This window comes from Pseudomonas sp. MWU13-2862 (genome assembly GCF_023242495.1).
In the GTDB taxonomy this organism is placed as follows: domain Bacteria; phylum Pseudomonadota; class Gammaproteobacteria; order Pseudomonadales; family Pseudomonadaceae; genus Aquipseudomonas; species Aquipseudomonas gingeri_D.
Genome location: NZ_JALMEZ010000010.1, coordinates 235,059 through 251,315, shown reverse-complemented (window position 1 = coordinate 251,315; position 16,257 = coordinate 235,059). Strand labels below are relative to the sequence as shown.

General features: G+C 60.9%; 13 protein-coding genes and 4 tRNA genes. 10 read left to right on the top strand and 7 right to left on the bottom strand.

Translation table 11 applies throughout. From position 1 onward, the window contains the following. Positions 1 to 205 precede the first annotated feature (205 nt). From sugE to rdgC, 3 genes are all read right to left on the bottom strand, one after another. Positions 206 to 523, bottom strand: a complete 318-nt coding sequence (gene sugE, locus M5C56_RS19565) for a quaternary ammonium compound efflux SMR transporter SugE (RefSeq protein ID WP_100940919.1) — start codon at positions 521 to 523, stop codon at positions 206 to 208. A gap of 116 nt (positions 524 to 639) precedes the next feature. Beyond that, complete coding sequence (locus tag M5C56_RS19560) at positions 640 to 1,605, bottom strand: bile acid:sodium symporter family protein (RefSeq protein ID WP_103499848.1); 966 nt, start codon at positions 1,603 to 1,605, stop codon at positions 640 to 642. 353 nt (positions 1,606 to 1,958) lie between these two features. Next, complete coding sequence (gene rdgC, locus M5C56_RS19555; RefSeq protein ID WP_103499789.1) at positions 1,959 to 2,879, bottom strand: recombination-associated protein RdgC; 921 nt, start codon at positions 2,877 to 2,879, stop codon at positions 1,959 to 1,961. A gap of 160 nt (positions 2,880 to 3,039) precedes the next feature. Between rdgC and M5C56_RS19550 the strand changes: the two genes are divergently transcribed. The 6 genes from M5C56_RS19550 to M5C56_RS19525 all read left to right on the top strand — a co-directional run bounded on the left by M5C56_RS19550 (position 3,040) and on the right by M5C56_RS19525 (position 6,337). Continuing rightward, positions 3,040 to 3,115, top strand: a tRNA-Val gene (locus M5C56_RS19550). A gap of 19 nt (positions 3,116 to 3,134) precedes the next feature. After that, positions 3,135 to 3,211: transfer RNA gene (locus M5C56_RS19545), tRNA-Asp, on the top strand. A 300-nt stretch (positions 3,212 to 3,511) separates the two neighbouring features. Continuing rightward, a complete protein-coding gene (locus M5C56_RS19540) occupies positions 3,512 to 4,651 on the top strand; it encodes a mandelate racemase/muconate lactonizing enzyme family protein (RefSeq protein ID WP_103499838.1) in 1,140 nt (379 codons plus the stop codon). Between the two features lie 51 nt (positions 4,652 to 4,702). After that, positions 4,703 to 5,998 carry an MFS transporter gene (locus M5C56_RS19535; RefSeq protein WP_103499837.1) on the top strand — a complete coding sequence of 432 codons (1,296 nt, stop codon included), beginning with the start codon at positions 4,703 to 4,705 and terminating at the stop codon, positions 5,996 to 5,998. Between the two features lie 167 nt (positions 5,999 to 6,165). Next, positions 6,166 to 6,241: transfer RNA gene (locus M5C56_RS19530), tRNA-Val, on the top strand. 19 nt (positions 6,242 to 6,260) lie between these two features. Continuing rightward, positions 6,261 to 6,337 (top strand) — tRNA-Asp (locus tag M5C56_RS19525). Between the two features lie 78 nt (positions 6,338 to 6,415). On the opposite strand, the gene M5C56_RS19520 is transcribed toward M5C56_RS19525, so the two are convergent. Continuing rightward, positions 6,416 to 7,552: a catalase family protein gene (locus M5C56_RS19520; protein ID WP_103499742.1), complete on the bottom strand. Its 1,137-nt coding sequence runs from the start codon at positions 7,550 to 7,552 to the stop codon at positions 6,416 to 6,418. Positions 7,553 to 7,589: 37 nt separating this feature from the next. Next, on the bottom strand, positions 7,590 to 9,395 hold the full coding sequence (locus tag M5C56_RS19515; protein WP_103499743.1) for a di-heme-cytochrome C peroxidase: 1,806 nt from the start codon (positions 9,393 to 9,395) through the stop codon (positions 7,590 to 7,592). A gap of 267 nt (positions 9,396 to 9,662) precedes the next feature. On the opposite strand from M5C56_RS19515, the gene M5C56_RS19510 reads away from it, so the two are divergent. The 4 genes from M5C56_RS19510 (at position 9,663) to M5C56_RS19495 (ending at position 11,950) form a co-directional block, all read left to right on the top strand. Then, positions 9,663 to 10,379, top strand: a complete 717-nt coding sequence (locus M5C56_RS19510; RefSeq protein ID WP_103499741.1) for an FKBP-type peptidyl-prolyl cis-trans isomerase — start codon at positions 9,663 to 9,665, stop codon at positions 10,377 to 10,379. Between the two features lie 293 nt (positions 10,380 to 10,672). Then, positions 10,673 to 11,128, top strand: a complete 456-nt coding sequence (locus M5C56_RS19505; protein ID WP_103499740.1) for a YkvA family protein — start codon at positions 10,673 to 10,675, stop codon at positions 11,126 to 11,128. A gap of 112 nt (positions 11,129 to 11,240) precedes the next feature. Then, entirely contained in the window at positions 11,241 to 11,582 is a 342-nt protein-coding gene (locus M5C56_RS19500) for a helix-turn-helix transcriptional regulator (protein ID WP_103499739.1), read from the top strand. Continuing rightward, the gene (locus M5C56_RS19495; protein WP_040065236.1) at positions 11,579 to 11,950 is read left to right on the top strand and encodes a hypothetical protein; all 372 of its coding nucleotides are present in this window, start codon (positions 11,579 to 11,581) and stop codon (positions 11,948 to 11,950) included. Before M5C56_RS19500 ends, M5C56_RS19495 begins: the two co-directional genes overlap by 4 nt. A gap of 190 nt (positions 11,951 to 12,140) precedes the next feature. Here M5C56_RS19495 and M5C56_RS19490 read toward each other — a convergent pair whose 3' ends face one another. Beyond that, positions 12,141 to 13,916 (bottom strand): bifunctional diguanylate cyclase/phosphodiesterase, encoded by a 1,776-nt coding sequence (locus M5C56_RS19490; RefSeq protein ID WP_103496450.1) that lies wholly within the window; start codon positions 13,914 to 13,916, stop codon positions 12,141 to 12,143. Positions 13,917 to 14,052: 136 nt separating this feature from the next. Beyond that, on the bottom strand, positions 14,053 to 16,137 hold the full coding sequence (locus M5C56_RS19485) for a carboxy terminal-processing peptidase (RefSeq protein ID WP_178129971.1): 2,085 nt from the start codon (positions 16,135 to 16,137) through the stop codon (positions 14,053 to 14,055). Between the last annotated feature and the right edge of the window lie 120 nt (positions 16,138 to 16,257).

The window sequence follows — 16,257 nt, the reverse complement described above, 5'->3', positions numbered from 1 at the left end:
GTTGAACACGGTTTTTGTTGATACCGCCTTGACCTTTCCCTCTACTACGGCCAACACCGTCCTGTAGGAGCCTGGCTTGCCAGCGAAGAGGCCCGTGAGATCGCTAAAAGCTTCGCGGGCAAGCCCTGCTCCTACAGGACGGTGTTGGTCGTAGTGGCAAGTCGAGGCTCAAGATAGTCGGGTGAGTGTAGGGTCGAACAGGATGTCAGGCCGCCGAAACCTTCAGGCCGATCAACCCGGCAATGATCAAGCCCACGCTCGCCAAGCGGAACAACGCCATGGACTCACCGAACAGGATGATCCCGGCGATCACCGTGCCCACCGCGCCGACGCCGGTCCAGATCGCATAGGCGGTGCCCAGGGGCAATTCCTTCATGGCCAGGCCCAGCAGGCCGAGGCTGACAGCCATGGCTGCAACGGTGAGTGCGGTGGGGAGCGGGCGGCTGAAGCCGTCGGTGTACTTGAGGCCAACGGCCCAGCCGACCTCGAAGAGACCGGCGAAAAACAGAATGATCCAGGACATGAAAACCTCCATCTATGGATGGGGTCGTCCCCGGATGGATACCGCGCTCAAGCCGCAAGGTCGTCCCTGCGCTGTGCACTATAGTGCCCATTCTTGTCCGGTGGATCAAGTTTCCTTCAGTTCAGGGCGCTGTCAGCCGCCTGTGCGCGGTCCTGTTTTTCGCTCATGCGGCGGAACCAGGTCGAGAGCAGGGCCCCGGAAATATTGTGCCAGACACTGAACAGCGCGCTGGGCACCGCCGCCAGCGGTGAGAAGTGCGCGCTGGCCAGGGCGGCGCCCAGCCCCGAGTTCTGCATGCCGACTTCCAGCGCCAGCGACTTGCGCTGGGCCAGTGGCAGCTTGAACAGGCGGCCGGTGAAGTAACCCAGCAGGTAGCCGAAGCTGTTGTGCAGCATCACCACGGCCATGATCAGCAGGCCGGACTCGGCAATCTTCGCCTGGCTGGCGGCGACCACGGCGGCGACGATGATCACGATGCTCACCACCGACACCAGCGGCAGGACTTCCACTGCGTGGCGGACTCGCTCACCCAGCAGGCGTTGGGCGACGACGCCGAGCACAATCGGCAGCAACACCACCTGCAGGATCGACCAGAACAGCTCGCTGAACTGCACCGGCAACCAGGCCGAGGCCAGCAGCCAGATCAACGCGGGGGTCAGCAGCGGGGCGAGGAGGGTGGTGACGGCGGCGATGGCCACCGACAGCGCAAGGTCGCCGCGGGCCAGCCAGGTCATGACATTGGAAGAGGTGCCGCTGGGGCAGCAGCCGACCAGGATCACCCCGACGGCGATTTCCGCCGGCAGCTGGAAGGCCCGGCAGAGCAGCCAGGCGACGCCGGGCATGATAATAAAGTGGGCGATCACGCCCAGGGCCACGCGCCAGGGATGGCGGGCGACTTCGGCGAAATCGTCGAGTTTGAGGGTCAGGCCCATGCCGAACATCACCAGGCCGAGCAGCGGCACGATGGCGAATTTCAGGGCGATGAACCAGGTGGGTTGCAGGAACGCCAGCACGGCGAAAATCAACACCCAGTAGGCGAAGGTATTGCCGACGAAGCGGCTGAGTGTGGCCAGTGCGCGCATGGGGTTTTCCTTGTTATATGCAGTGTTGGGCCAGACAAGCGCGGGGCCTGTGGGAGAGGGGGTTGCACGCGAAGCCTTTGGCGATCTTGAGGGCCTCTTCGCTGGCAAGCCAGGCTCCTACAGGTCTGTGTCGTACACAAAATCTGTGTCCGACAACGCACTGTAGGAGCAGGGCTTGCCCGCGAAGCTTTTGGCGATCTTGAGGGCCTCTTCGCTGGCAAGCCAGGCTCCTACAGGTCTGTGTCGTACACAAAATCTGTGGCCGACAATGCACTGTAGGAGCAGGGCTTGCCAGCGAAGCTTTTGGCGACCTCAAGGGCCCCAATCGCCAGCAAGCCGGCTCCTGCTCGGCATCAGATACCCTGCGGCATTTCCTCGCCACCCAGGGCCTCGAACAGCTGCGGCAGGAACTCGCCGAAGGTCAGCATCATCAGGGTGAAGCTGGCATCCAACTGGCCCAGGGCTTCTTCGCCGCCGTCCTGTTCGGCCTGGTCTTGCAGCAGGTCTTCGAACTTCAGGCGCTTGACCACCATCTTGTCGTCGAGCACGAAGGACAGCTTGTCCTGCCAGGCCAGGGACAACTGGGTCACCACCTTGCCGGTGCTCAGGTGCAGCTGGATTTCCTCGCCGGTCAGGTCCTGGCGCTTGCAGCGCACAATGCCGCCGTCTTCATGGGTATCACGCAGCTCGCATTCGTCGAGGACGAAGAAGTGCTCCGCGGTCACCTGGGTCTTCACCCAGTCGGTCATGATCGCGCTTGGCGCGGTTTTCACCGTCAACGGACGCACCGGCAGGGTGCCGAGTACTTCACGCAGGGTCGACAGCAGGTCCTCGGCGCGTTTTGGGCTGGCCGAGTTGACCAGGATCAGGCCCTGTTTCGGCGCAATCGCGGCAAAGGTCGACGAACGACGGATAAAGGCACGGGGCAGGAACGCCTGGATGATTTCATCCTTGAGCTGGTCACGCTCCTTCTTGTAGACCTTGCGCATCTGTTCGGCTTCGATCTCCTCGACCTTTTCCTTCAGTGCATCGCGCACCACGCTACCCGGCAGGATACGTTCTTCCTTGCGCGCGGCCACCAGCAGGAAGTCGCCGCTGACATGCACCAGCGGGGCGTCTTCGCCTTTGCCGAAGGGCGCGACGAAACCGTAAGTGGTCAACTCCTGGCTTGCACAGGGGCGGGCCGGTTTGCTCGCCAGTGCGGTCTCCAGCGCCTCGGCATCAAAAGGCAGATCTTGGGTCAGGCGGTAGATCAGCAGGTTCTTGAACCACATGGGGTGCATCTCTCCTTTATACAAAGGAGGGCATTATTCTCTTCGCAGCCCCATAGGCCAACCCTCTGCTAAGTCTTTGGAAGGCCTGAGAAAAATATTAAAAAAAGTGCTTGCCAGAGTCGGGACTGCTCCGTAGAATGCGCGCCACACCGAAAGCGAAGGGTGATTAGCTCAGCCGGGAGAGCATCTGCCTTACAAGCAGAGGGTCGGCGGTTCGATCCCGTCATCACCCACCATTCGATATCAGTGTTACGCGCAGCGGTAGTTCAGTCGGTTAGAATACCGGCCTGTCACGCCGGGGGTCGCGGGTTCGAGTCCCGTCCGCTGCGCCATATTCGATGATCTGGACCACTGAACGCCAGGTCATCACAGAAAGCCCGCCTTGTGCGGGCTTTTTTGTTTTCCGAATCCCCTTCGGATCCAGCGCCCGCCGCGGTTTTCAAATACCCATTCAAGCAGGCCTCAATTCCCCAGCGATCAACGTTGCGCCGTTCCCAGGCCGGCATTCCCGACTCCGTTGTTTGGATATCCCGCAGGATTGGTTCCTTCCTTCCTCAATGATGTTGTACGATAACGTAACACTTCGCTTCATCAGTCTATAACACCAATAAAAAGCGTTTGGAGACCTGCCTGTGATTATTCGCAGTATCGAGATCATCCGCCTGGGCATCCCCTTCTCCGCGGGTACCCCTGAGCGCAAGAACCTCGGGCCGGCCAAGGACGACGATGCCTTCAATGCCGCATCGCCCCGACATCGGCGTATGGAAAGCCTGATGCTCAAGGTCACCACCGATACCGGCCTGAGCGGTTGGGGCGAGGCTTTTGGCCATGGTTCCAATCCGGTGACCTTCAAGGCGCTGACTGAAGTGGTGGCGCCCATGTTCATCGGCACCGCGCTGGCCGACCGCGCCCGGACCCTGGACGCCGCACGTCGCGCCCTGCATGGTTTCGGCTCCACCGGCCCCATGGTCTATGCCTTGTCCGGTATCGATATCGCCTTGTGGGACCTGGCTGCACAAGTGGCGGGCCAGCCGTTGTACCAGCTGCTGGGCGGCACGCCGCGCGAGCTTGAGTTGTACGCCAGCCTGGTCAGTTATGGCGGCGATCCAGACGAAGTATTTGCCCAGGTCAAACGCGCCCGCCAGCAGGGCTTTCGCAAGATCAAGCTGCATGAAACTACCTATCCGGCCATCGCGGCGGCCCGTGCGGCGCTGCCGGTGTTGGTCGGCGAGTTGATGGTCGATGTCAATTGCCCCTGGACTGTTGCCCGGGCGTGCGACATGGCTGAACAGTTGCACGAGCTTGACCTCGGTTGGCTGGAAGAGCCCGTCTGGCCGCCCGACGATATCAATGGTCTGGCCCAGGTGCGTCGTCATGGCGTGGCGATTTCCGCGGGTGAAAACGCAGCGGGGGTGAACGGTATTCGCGCCCTGGTCGAGCAGGGTGCGGTCGATATCCTGCAGCCCAGTGTCGCCAAGGTCGGGGGCATCAGCGCGATGCTGGAGGTTTTCGCCATTGCCCGTGAGCACGCTGTCCGCGTCGTGCCCCATTGCTTCTACTTCGGCCCCGGGTTACTCGCCGTCGCCCATCTGTTGACGCTGTTGCCGGCGGACGTGGCACTGGAAGTCCCCTTCATCGAGTTCGAGCGCCTGCTGTATCCCGAACTCGCCTTCAAGCCCCGCATGAGCCTGCCCGATGTGCCGGGTCTGGGCTTTGTGCCCGACGTCGAGGTATTGCGGACCTATTGCACGGACCATGCGCTGATCAGCTGAGTCACCACAGGCTGTCACGCTCTAAAAATAATAAACAAAGGCCATAAAAAAATGAAAGGCAACTACCGCTGGAGAATCGCCGGGCTGCTGTTTTTTGCCGGCATGCTCAACTACCTGGACCGCGCCGCACTGTCGGTGGTGGCGCCGCTGTTGAAAACCGAACTGCACATCGACGATGCCCAGATGGGTTTTATCTTCAGCAGCTTTTTCATCGGTTACTGCGCCCTGTGTTTTGTCGGCGGTTGGGCTGCCGATACCTATGGCCCGAAAAAGGTCTTTGCCTGGGCGGCGGGTATCTGGTCGCTGTTTTGCGGATTGACCGCGATCATTACCGGGTACGTCCACCTGCTGATTTTCCGGGTGTTGTTCGGCATGGGCGAGGGGCCGATGGGCACCACCACCAACAAGGCGATCACCAATTGGTTTCCTCGGGAAGAGGCCGGGCGGGCGTTGGGCTTCACCAACTGCGGTCAGCCCCTGGGCGCGGCCGTGGCCGGGCCGATCGTCGGCCTGGTGGCGCTGAATTACGGCTGGCGGGTGTCGTTTGTGGTGATCGCCTTGCTGGGTGCGTTGTGGCTGGTGGCCTGGTTGTTGATCTTCAAGGACACGCCCGAGCAGCACCCGAAGGTGTCCGAGGCCGAGCGCGAGTTGATTCGTGTCAGCCGTGCCGAGGTGTTGGTCGAAGGTGTGCAGGAAGGCCGCAGCCTGGTCAGCTACATTTTTTCCGCTCCGGTGCTGGCGGTTGCGACCGCGTTTTTCTGCTTCAACTATGTGCTGTATTTCTTCCTGACCTGGCTGCCCAGCTACCTGATGGACTTTCAGCACCTGGACATCAAGAGCATGAGCATCATCGCCGTGATCCCCTGGCTGGGAGCGGCGGTGGGCTTTCTGGGCGGTGGTTTTGTCACCGATGCATTGGCCAGGAAGCTGGGCAATGTGATCCTGGCACGCAAGTGCGTGCTGATCGTCGGCCTTGGGGTCGCGGCCAGTTGCGTGATGATCACCACCCAGGTGTCGTCGTTGAGCATGGCGGTGGCCTGCATCACGGTGTCGAGTATTTTCCTGTTCGTCACACCACAGATCTGCTGGGGGCTGATTCAGGACATCGTGCCGAAGAATCGTGTCGGCGGTACCGGCGGTTTCGTGCATTTGCTGGCCAACCTCGCCGGCATCATCGCGCCGTCGCTGACCGGCCTGGTGGTGCAATACGGCGGTGGCTACAACGTTGCGTTCGTGATCGCCGCCGGGGTCTGCGGGTTGGGTATGCTGGTGGTCATCCTGGCGGTACGCGGGCATGCCCCGGCTGCTGAAAACCAGCGCACCAGCCCTTCGGTCGCATTGAAATAAGTTATTGGAGGCCAGGGCCGGCGGGGAGGCGGGCCGCTGGTTTTCGTCTCTCTAATGCCCGGTTTTTCTCGTTCTGGGCTTCGAGAAATCCAGGTTCTGAAAAAAGATTATCTAAATCAGTGCGTTATGGATTTTTTGTGGCATAATGCGCCCGCACCGAAACGAAAGGGTGATTAGCTCAGCTGGGAGAGCATCTGCCTTACAAGCAGAGGGTCGGCGGTTCGATCCCGTCATCACCCACCATTTCGCTTCAACGCTACGCGCAGCGGTAGTTCAGTCGGTTAGAATACCGGCCTGTCACGCCGGGGGTCGCGGGTTCGAGTCCCGTCCGCTGCGCCATCTTCAAATGATCTGGACCACTGAACGCCAGGTCATCACGCAAAGCCCGCCTTGTGCGGGCTTTTTGTCGTCTGGGGTTTATTGCTCGGCGTTGCGGCTATGCCGGTAATCGCTCACCGCGTCATACACCGCCTTGCGCAACCGGTTGATCCCACCAATCGGCCGGTGCGCCTCCAACCCGTGCCAGGGGCTGAACGACTGGTTGTCACAGGCGATATTCTGTTCCAGCGTATCGAAGTCCTGGGCCGGAATCCGAATCCGCGCCACCGTCTGGAACGACGCGTCGCTCTCCTTCCATTCAATGCTGGTGTCTTCGATCGGCATATACAGATGCGCATTCTGCCGCTGGATCTGCAGGACGAAGCAGGCCGGGACGCGGTCTGTGGATAACTGTTGGGTCAGGGCGCTGCGCAGGAAGTTCGGCAGGTCCTCATTCTGTTTCGGCAAGGTATATTCCGGGCAACTCTGCGGGTCAGGGGCCACGCGGAACTTGGCGTTGTCATTGCCGAACTTGTACGGCGAAACCGAAAAATAGGTGGTCTGGGTCGGACTGATCGGCGCCGGTGCCAAGGTCGCCAGGGCGATAAACAGATGGCGCACCTGCCAGGTGGTCGGGTTCCAGCTCGGGAAAAACGCCAGAACCTGCTTGCCGTCCGCCTGGGCGCCGATGTTCTGCTGGTACTCGGCGACATCGCTGACAAAGAAGTTCGGATGACTGAACATCACGAAGTCCTGCTCATTGCGCCCCTGTTGCCCTGGCAGCAGTTGCTTGCCCGGAACATCGAGCAACTTCAGCGCCATGCCCCGGGCGTCACGAATACTGTCGAACTGCGGATAAGCGTTGCCATTGGACAGGCGTATCAGCGCCTGCCAGGTCTTGCCCGGTTCGGCAAACACACCCTGGCGCAGCTCGCTGCTCAGATCACTCGGCACCTGGACCTCGGCCTTCACGCAGCCGTGGGCCTTGGCATGGGCATCACGCAGGTAGCGGGTGCCCTCGCGGTGCTGGTCGACGATGCGCACAGCGGTCTGGATGATGTTCTGGGTCATGGCCGATTCGCCGGGCGGAATCTGCTCTTCGGCGGACACCGGGCCGCTATGGCGCCAGGCGTACCAGCCGCTGGCCAGGGCCCAGCCGACCAGCCCGAGGCCGATCAGGATCAGCAGGCTCTTGCCCAGAAAGGCGCCGAGGCGCAGCCAGAGTCGGGTCAGCATGTAGACATCCTTTTAACGTGAACGCGAAGGGGAGGGGTCATGGCAGTTGCGCCTCCAGCGGGCCGCCGAGGACTTTCAGGTATTCGAGCAGGGCCCAGCGTTCCTCGGGCTGCAGCAAACGACCGATCACGCCGTTACCACGCTTGCCGGCACGGAATTCGTGGCCACTGTTGTGGTTGCCGCTGATCCGGGTGTCATACAGGAAACCATTGGGAAAGGCTTCCTGGCGATAACCGAGATGACGCGGATCGTACTCGAAGGTGCCGCGATAGAAGCTGCCGGCGCGCTCGTCCTGGGGCGAGAGCAGTTGATACAGCGAAGGCACCGAGCCGTTATGCAGGAACGGCGGGGTGGCCCATACGCCGGCCAGCGGCCGGGCCTTGTAGGCGCGTTGTTCGAGCACACCGATAGGCAGGCCGAAGCCGTCCATGGCCGGGCGTTCTTCCGGCGTGACCTTGGCCTCGCGATAGGCACGCTCTTCGACGAAGGCGGTGACGTAGGCCAGGCCCTTGGCTACCGACAATTGCGTCATATCCAGCGGCGCCTCGGGTGCCGGGTGCAACTGGACCGGCAGTTTCGCCAGCTCGACCGGGTTCCACTGCAGTGCACTCAGGTCGTAGCGATTGTCGGCGATGTTATTGGCGGTGTTCGGGTCGGTGCCGATCACTGCGACTGGAATCGAAACCAGGTGTTTTACCGGACGACCCTTCTCTTCGGTCACCGGGGGCACATGGCAGCCGGCGCAGTTTTCCGCGAACAGCCCGCGCCCCTTGGCGGCCAACGGCAGGTCGACCTTGCCGAACAGGTCTTCCGGCCAATGCGGCGGCTGCAGGTGCTTGAGGGTTTCCTCGATCCGTTGCAGGTCACGCACGCGCACGCCGGAAGGGTAGCGGTCGGCGCCTTGCAAGGGCTGGCCGTTGGCGTCGAAGAAATTCAGGGTCGCGCCAACCCCCAGCGCCTCACCAATATTACGTGCCATGGGTTGCTGGGCCGAAGCGGTCCACTGCACCCAATCAAAGGTCCAGATATCCCAGAGCTGTGGGTAATCCACGGGAGCGTTGGCGACGCGATAGTTCTTCTCGGAGATGGCATCGCCGAAGCTGGCATTGGCGATGCGCCCGAAGGCATCGGTACGGCCGGGGCCTTCCTGGGTCGGATAGAGCCCGCGATGGGTATCGTTCCAGGCCGTCTTCAGGAAGATGTCCAGCGACTGCTTGAAGTCGGTGCGCAACTGGTCGTACTGGGCGTCATAGTTATCGCCCAGGACCTTGTGGGCAAAACGCTTGAACTTCCACGGGTTGTAATAGGTGGCGGCGAGGCTCGCGACCATGGCCTGGCCGAAGCTGCCGCCACGTACCGTCGGTACGCTGGAAGGCAGCACATGCTGGGCCGAGCCGCCGTCGATCCGCAACGCCTGGCCGTTATAGCGCAGTTCGCCGGTATGGCAGGCGGCACAGGTGATATCCAGATACTGCTCGTTGCTGCCGGGATTCTGATGGCGGGCGAAACCCACCGGCAGATTACCGGGGTTGTTGGTGCTGGCCTTGCGCTTGGGATCAATCAGAAAGCCGAACCGCGCCAGATACGCCGGTTCCGCAAAGCGCTGTTCGGAAAACGGCAGCTCCAGGGCGGTGAACCACTCATAACGCAGGCCTTTGACCTGGGTTCCCTGGGGGGTGTAGTAATAGGTCTGGCGGTCGGCCTCGCTCCATTGCTCCAGATAACGCACTTGGGCCGGTACGTAAGTCGGTAATTTCGGATTGACGACGTAGTACAAGATCACCGCGATGCCGAGGCAAAGCAGGAGAAACGCTGCCAGTAATACACGGTAAAAAATGCGCAAGATCAGCATCCTTGTCGAGTTGTTTCCTTCTTATGCCTGAGCCGTTGCCTGGCATCAAGTAGCCATGATGGCTGTGACTGCTGGCCCGTGGCGCTTCAGTCGTGTCGGTGCAGACGTAAGCAGACTGTCAGGGTTTTGTAAAATGCCCCAAACACCTGAACTTATTGGCTGTTTGCCCCTCTCATGCCGGTAGCCATTGGTCGTGGCGGCCTGATAAGCTCGCGGCTTTATACGATTGCCCTTTAGGCGCATGAACAAGGAAATAGCATGAAACAGCATCGGTTGGCGGCGGCGGTAGCCCTGGTAGGCCTGGTACTTGCGGGTTGCGATTCGCATTCCAGCGTAGAGCTGAAAACCCCGGCGCAAAAAGCTTCCTACGGTATCGGCCTGAACATGGGCAAGAGCCTGGCCCAGGAAGGCATGGACGACCTCGATTCCAAGGCCGTGGCCCAGGGTATCGAAGATGCCGTCGGCAAGAAGCCGCAGAAGCTCAAGGACGACGAACTGGTCGAAGCCTTTGCCGCCCTGCAGAAACGCGCTGAAGAGCGCATGGCCAAGCTGAGCGAAGAGTCGGCGGCTGCCGGCAAGAAATTCCTCGAAGAAAACGCCAAGAAGCCAGGTGTCGTCACGACCGCTTCCGGCCTGCAGTATGAAGTCATCAAGAAAGCCGACGGTCCTCAACCCAAGCCGACCGACGTAGTGACCGTTCACTACACCGGCAAGCTGACCAACGGCACAACCTTCGACAGCTCCGTGGATCGCGGCAGCCCGATCGACCTGCCGGTCAGCGGCGTGATTCCAGGTTGGGTCGAAGGCCTGCAACTGATGCACGTCGGCGAGAAGTACAAGCTGTACATCCCGAGCGACCTGGCCTACGGCGCACAAAGCCCAAGCCCGGCAATCCCGGCCAACTCGGTCCTGGTCTTCGACCTGGAACTGCTGGCCATCAAGGATCCTGCCAAGGAAGACGCCGCCGCCAAATAAGGCGCCGGCTCATGACAACGCCCCGTTTTCGGGGCGTTGTCGTTTCTGAGAGATGCAGGCTGTAAGAAAACGAACATCCATAGGTCGGTATAGTCTTAATATTCAGCTAACGGGCCTAATCGTAGACTGATGCCAAGTCAATGAAATAATGGCTTTTTTTCAGTGAGTAAAAAACGCCCGATCTGAGCTGGCCCCTTGTAAAACGGGGCTTGCAGCGTTGAAAAGTGGCTCTGTTCACAAGGTTATCCACAATTTGTGTGGATAACCTGGCGTCGCTGTCGATTGGAGTGATGATGAAAGCACCCTGGAATTTCACACGCTTCCTGCCCATGGCCCAACGCGTGCTGTCGCGCGGCCGTCTACCGACCCTGTTGTTTGCCGTGGCGAGCAAGAGCGCGCACCAGGGCGGCCGGCTGGGCAAGCTCAGGGAGGACCTGAAGCTGTTGCAGGTGCTGTGCCTGGCCTACTGGCGCGGCGAGTACCGGGCCATCAACCTCAAGTCGATGATCATCGTGGTGGCGGGGCTGATGTACTTCCTCAGCCCGATCGACGCCATCCCCGATTTTATCCCCGTGTTCGGCATGCTCGACGACATCGCCGTCCTGGCCTGGGTGATGAATACCCTGGACCAGGAACTGACGGCTTTCCGTCGTTGGCTCGAACGGCAGGCACCGGAACAGCTGCGGGCGATCGAGCATTTGCCGGATACACCCGAGCAGTTGCAACTGCAACGCCACGAAAAGGACTGAATCCCAGCCATTCCCTTTAAGAACACACCCCTAGCGACCTTGGTGGCTGTTAAGATTAAGCTACAAGGAAAGCGCCGACTCGCTATGTGTAAAAGTCCTACGGGGTGTGGTGATGGATCTTCAAATAATTACACGTGACGGAAAACCGGAGTATGCGGTTCTACCCTGGGCCCAGTATCAAGCGTTACTCCAGGCTGCCGGTTTGAGCAGCCAGCAACCGCTTCAATCTCCCCCAGCAAGCCCGGCGCCGCCGGCTGATGCCTTGCCGGCCTTCGAGCAATTGCGCAGCCTGCGCGAAGCCAAGGGCCTGGCCGTGGAGACCCTGGCGCGTACGGTGGGCATCAGCCCTTCGTACCTGGGGCTGATCGAAAGCGGGGAGCGCGAGCCTGATGCCGCGATTCGTCGCAGCCTGGCCTGGGAATTGGGTGTGGCCGGCTGGAGGGACGCATCGTGAGCGTGCGCATCAGTCGTCAGCATTGGGATGGGCTGCTGGGTGAGCTCGACCAGGCGCGCCGCCAGCGCCATCTGTTGACCTACCGTGCCTTGCTGGAGCGCTTGCAGTTGCCCAGCCCGGCCATGCAAACCCTGACGGCGGCCCTGGAGCACCTGGCGGCCCTGGATGCCAAGGCCGAACAACCGCTGCGCAGTTCACTGGTGATCAGCCAGGGCGCGAGCCGTTTGCCACGTACCGGTTTCTTCGAGTGTGTCGAGCGGTTGGGGCGTTTTTCCGGGCCGTCCGATGGCGTGGCCGCGGCGTCCTGGCATGCTTCGGAAGTGGTGCGGGTGTTCGAATACGATTACCCCGAGTCGGCCGAGGCCTGAGACGCCTCGGTGCCGGAATGGGGGCCTGAAAACACCACGAAACACTGCGGGAAGCGGATCCTGAAAACACTGCATAACCTGTAGGAGCAGGGCTTGTCGGGACGCCGCACCGCCGCGAAGGGGCCCGCAAGATCGCTAAAAGCTTCGCGGGCAAGCCCTGCTCCTACAGGTTTAGGTGGCGTACTGGAGATCAGGCGCGGTCTTCGAAGGAAGTGAGTTCGCCGCTGTCGATCACATGAATGCTGTAACCCGGCACATTCTTCGCGTGATGCTTGGCCTGGGAGGCCAGCTCGGCCAACTGCGGGGCATCCAGCCGCCCACAGGATTCGGGCTTCAGGTGCACCACGCCGATGGACAGTGACAGCAGCGGGAACTCCTGGCGCTGGCCCTGGCGGTTCGAGGCGATGAAACAGCCGGCCTCCAGGTGCTCGGCGCGGTAGAAACGCCGGCACTGGTTCTGGAAGTCCTCCAGCAACTGATTCAAACGTTTGCGCCAATCTTCCTCGCCCAGCACCAGCAGGAAATCATCGCCGCCGATATGCCCGACGAAATCCCGGCTCGGGTCGACGCGGTCGTTCAAGCATTGCGCCAGGCACAACAGCACCTCATCCCCACGCCCATAGCCGTAGATATCGTTGAACGGCTTGAAGCTGTCGATATCCACATAGCAGATCACCGACTCCCGCGCCTGTTGCAGCAGCCGGGTCAGGCATTGCTGGATCGGCACATTGCCCGGCAACAGGGTCAGCGGATTGGCATGGCGGGCTTGCTGGATCTTCAGTTCGGTAATCAGTTTCAGCACATCGATCACCCGCCCCAGGCCCAGGTACTGGCCCTGCTGGGTAATGATGAAATCTTCCTCGATACGCTGCCGCGCACGGCTGGTGAGCAAGCGGCTGACCTGCTGCAACGACTGGCTCAACTCCACCGCCAGAAAGTCGTTGCTCATCAGCCGGCTGATGGGCTTGCGGGCGAACAGCTCGGTGGCGAAGGGCTTGAGCAAGGCCTCCGAAAGTGAATGCCGATGGACGATACCGCACGGGTGATTATGTTCGTCCAGCACGGCCACGGAGTTGAGATTGGCCTGGCGCCGGAAGGCTTCCAGCACGTCCGCCGTGGGCGTGCTCAGGGCCACCGCCGGTTGTACGCTGAGCAGGGTGCCGAGATCACCGGCCTCTTCGTTGAGGGCCATCGAGGTGGCCTCCAGCTTGGGCAACAGCGTGCGCGCTTCCTGCGGCGGCTGTTCCTGGGGCCGGCAGAGCAGATAACCCTGGACCAGGTCGACACCCATCTCGGTGAGCACCGCCAGTTCCTCCGGTAGCTCGATGCCTTCGGCGATCACCAGGGCCCGCGAGGCCTTGGCGATTTGCAGGATGGAGCCGACGAACTCACGCTTGAGCCCGTCCTGATGGATACCGTCGATAAAGTGCCGGTCGATCTTCACATAGTCCGGGCGTAGCTCCGACCACAGGCGCAGGCTCGAATAGCCGGCCCCCAGGTCGTCCAGGGCAATGGAGAAGCCCATGGCGCGATAGTGATGCAAGGCGTTTTGCAGCAGTTGGAAATCGTCGGTCGGGGTCTGCTCGGTGAGCTCGATCACCACATTGCTCGGGTCGATGCCGAAGTCCTGCAACAACTTCAGCGTGCGCCCGGGCTGGTGGGTCGGTTCCAGCAGGGATTCCGGCGAGACGTTGAGAAAGAGTTTGCCCGGCAGCTTCTGCTCGCTGAAGCGTCGGCAGGCACTGAGGCGGCAGAGCATTTCCAGCTCGCTGAGGCGACCGGCCTGGCGGGCCACGGCGAACAGGTTGATGGGCGAATGCAGCGGGCTGTTGGAGGGGCCGCGACTGAGGGCCTCATAGCCGATGATCCGTCGTTCGGACAGCGAGATGATCGGTTGGAACAAGCTGTGCAGACCATTCTGAGCCAGGATTGAACTCAGGGCGTTCAGCTGTTCGGTCATGGTCATGGTTGTCTCGGTCGATAAAAAAAGGACCGGGCCCGACTCTTTTTACAAGAGCCATGCCCAGTCCTTTATTTCACGACAGAATGATGACTGTTTGATGACGCTCAGAAGCAGCGGAACATTAAATCGCCATCATCTTTCAATGTTTCGCCACCGCCGTGTTCAAACGCAGGTAGTCCAGCAGAATACGCCCGGTTTCACTTAGGTAGGCGTCGTCTTCGGGCTTGGTTTTCTTGTCCGGATCCGGCGGCAAGGCGTCTTCGTCTTCTTTCTTCAGTTCCTTGAGCGGTTCTTCGCCCTTGGCTTTGCGACGGGCGTTCTCCATGGCCAGCTGCTTGGCGTCGATATCGGTGCGCTGGGCACGACGCTCGGCCTCGTTCAGGCTCACGGTTTTTTCCTTCATCAGCTTCTCGGCCAGGGCCAGCTTGTCGCGAATGAAGATGAACTCCGCATCCTTCGACGCGCGCGCCTCGTGGTCAGCCTTGAGCTGGGCCAGGAACGGCTTGAACGGATCCACCGCCGGCTTGATCGAAGGCCGGATGGTGTCCCACGGCATGGCTTCCGGCAGCGCGCTTTCGCCGATTTCCTTGGTGTCGATGATCGACGGGAAATCCACGTCCGGCAGCACGCCCTGGTGCTGGGTGCTCTGCCCGGAAACCCGGTAGAACTTCGCCAGCGTCAGTTTCAGCTCGCCATGGTTGAGCGGCTGGATGGTCTGCACGGTGCCTTTGCCGAAGGTCTGGCCACCGATGATCAGAGCACGGTGGTAGTCCTGCATGGCGCCGGCGAAAATCTCCGAAGCCGAGGCGGACAGGCGGTTGACCAGCAACGCCATCGGACCTTTATAGAAGGCACCCGGGCTTTCGTCTTCGAGCACGTCGACCTTGCCTTCGGCGTTACGCACCAGCACGGTCGGACCCTTGTCGATAAACAGGCTGGTCAGCTCGGTGGCTTCCTGCAGGGAGCCGCCGCCGTTGTTGCGCAGGTCGATGACCACGCCGTCGACGCCTTCCTTCTGCAACTCGCCGAGCAGTTTCTTCACGTCACGCGTGGTGCTCTTGTAGTCCGGATCGCCGGCGCGGAACGCCTTGAAGTCCAGGTAGAAGGCCGGGATATCGATCACCCCGAGCTTGTAGTCCTTGCCGTCCTGCTTGAGGTGCAGGATCGACTTGCTCGCGGCCTGGTCTTCCAGTTTCACCGATTCACGGGTGATGGAGACGATCTTGCTGGTCTGGTCGTTCGGCGCATTGCTGGCCGGAATCACTTCCAGGCGTACCACCGAACCTTTCGGCCCGCGGATCAGCTTGACCACTTCGTCCAGGCGCCAGCCGATCACGTCGACCATCTCCTTGTCACCCTGGGCGACACCGACGATCTTGTCGGCCGGAGCCACCTGCTTGGTCTTGTCCGCCGGGCCCGACGGCACCAGGCGCACGACCTTGACCAGGTCATTGTCGCTCTGCAGCACGGCGCCGATGCCTTCCAGGGACAGGCTCATATTGATGTCGAAGTTTTCCGCGCTATCGGGAGACAGATAGTTGGTGTGCGGGTCGTAGGACATCGCAAAGGTATTGATATAAGCCTGGAAGATATCTTCGGCGCGGGTCTGGTCCAGACGCGCCAACTGATTCTTGTAGCGCTTGACCAGCAGGTCCTGGATCGCCTTGGGATCCTTGCCGGCGATCTTCAGGCGCAGCACTTCGTCCTTGACGCGTTTGCGCCAGAGGTCATCGAGCTCGGCGCTGGTCTTCAGCCACGGAGCATCCTTGCGATCGATCAGCAAGGTTTCCTGGGTGGTGAAGTCCATCTTGTCCACGCCTTTGTTCAGCTCGGCGATGGTGAAGTCCAGACGCGACTTGACCCGGTCCAGGTAGCGCTTGTAGATGGTGAACCCGGCATTCAGGTCGCCGCTCTTGAGGAAGGCGTCGAACTGGGTTTTCCACTTGTCGAATTCGGCAATGTCGCTGGCCAGGAAATAACTGCGCGAGGGATCGAGCAGCTTGATATAGCTGTCATAGATGATCACCGAGCGCGCGGCGTCCAGCGGCGGCTTGCTGTAATGATTACGCTTGAGCAACTCGACGACGTTCAGGCTGGCAATCACCTCGTCCTTGTCGGGCTGAAGATTGTCCCAGCTATTGGCTGCGAACGAATTGGCCGAGAACGTGGAAATGCCAAGGCCAATGAAAAGAGCGAGTGCGGTGCTGGGGAACAGATGCTTCATGCTGATTCGACGCGGGGGCAATTGATAACGCATATTAGGCCGTCTTTAAAGTCGCCGGTTCCGTGGGACTGCGCACCAAAACCGCCCATTGCGCGTTTTGGTACGACCCTCGGGCCGGTC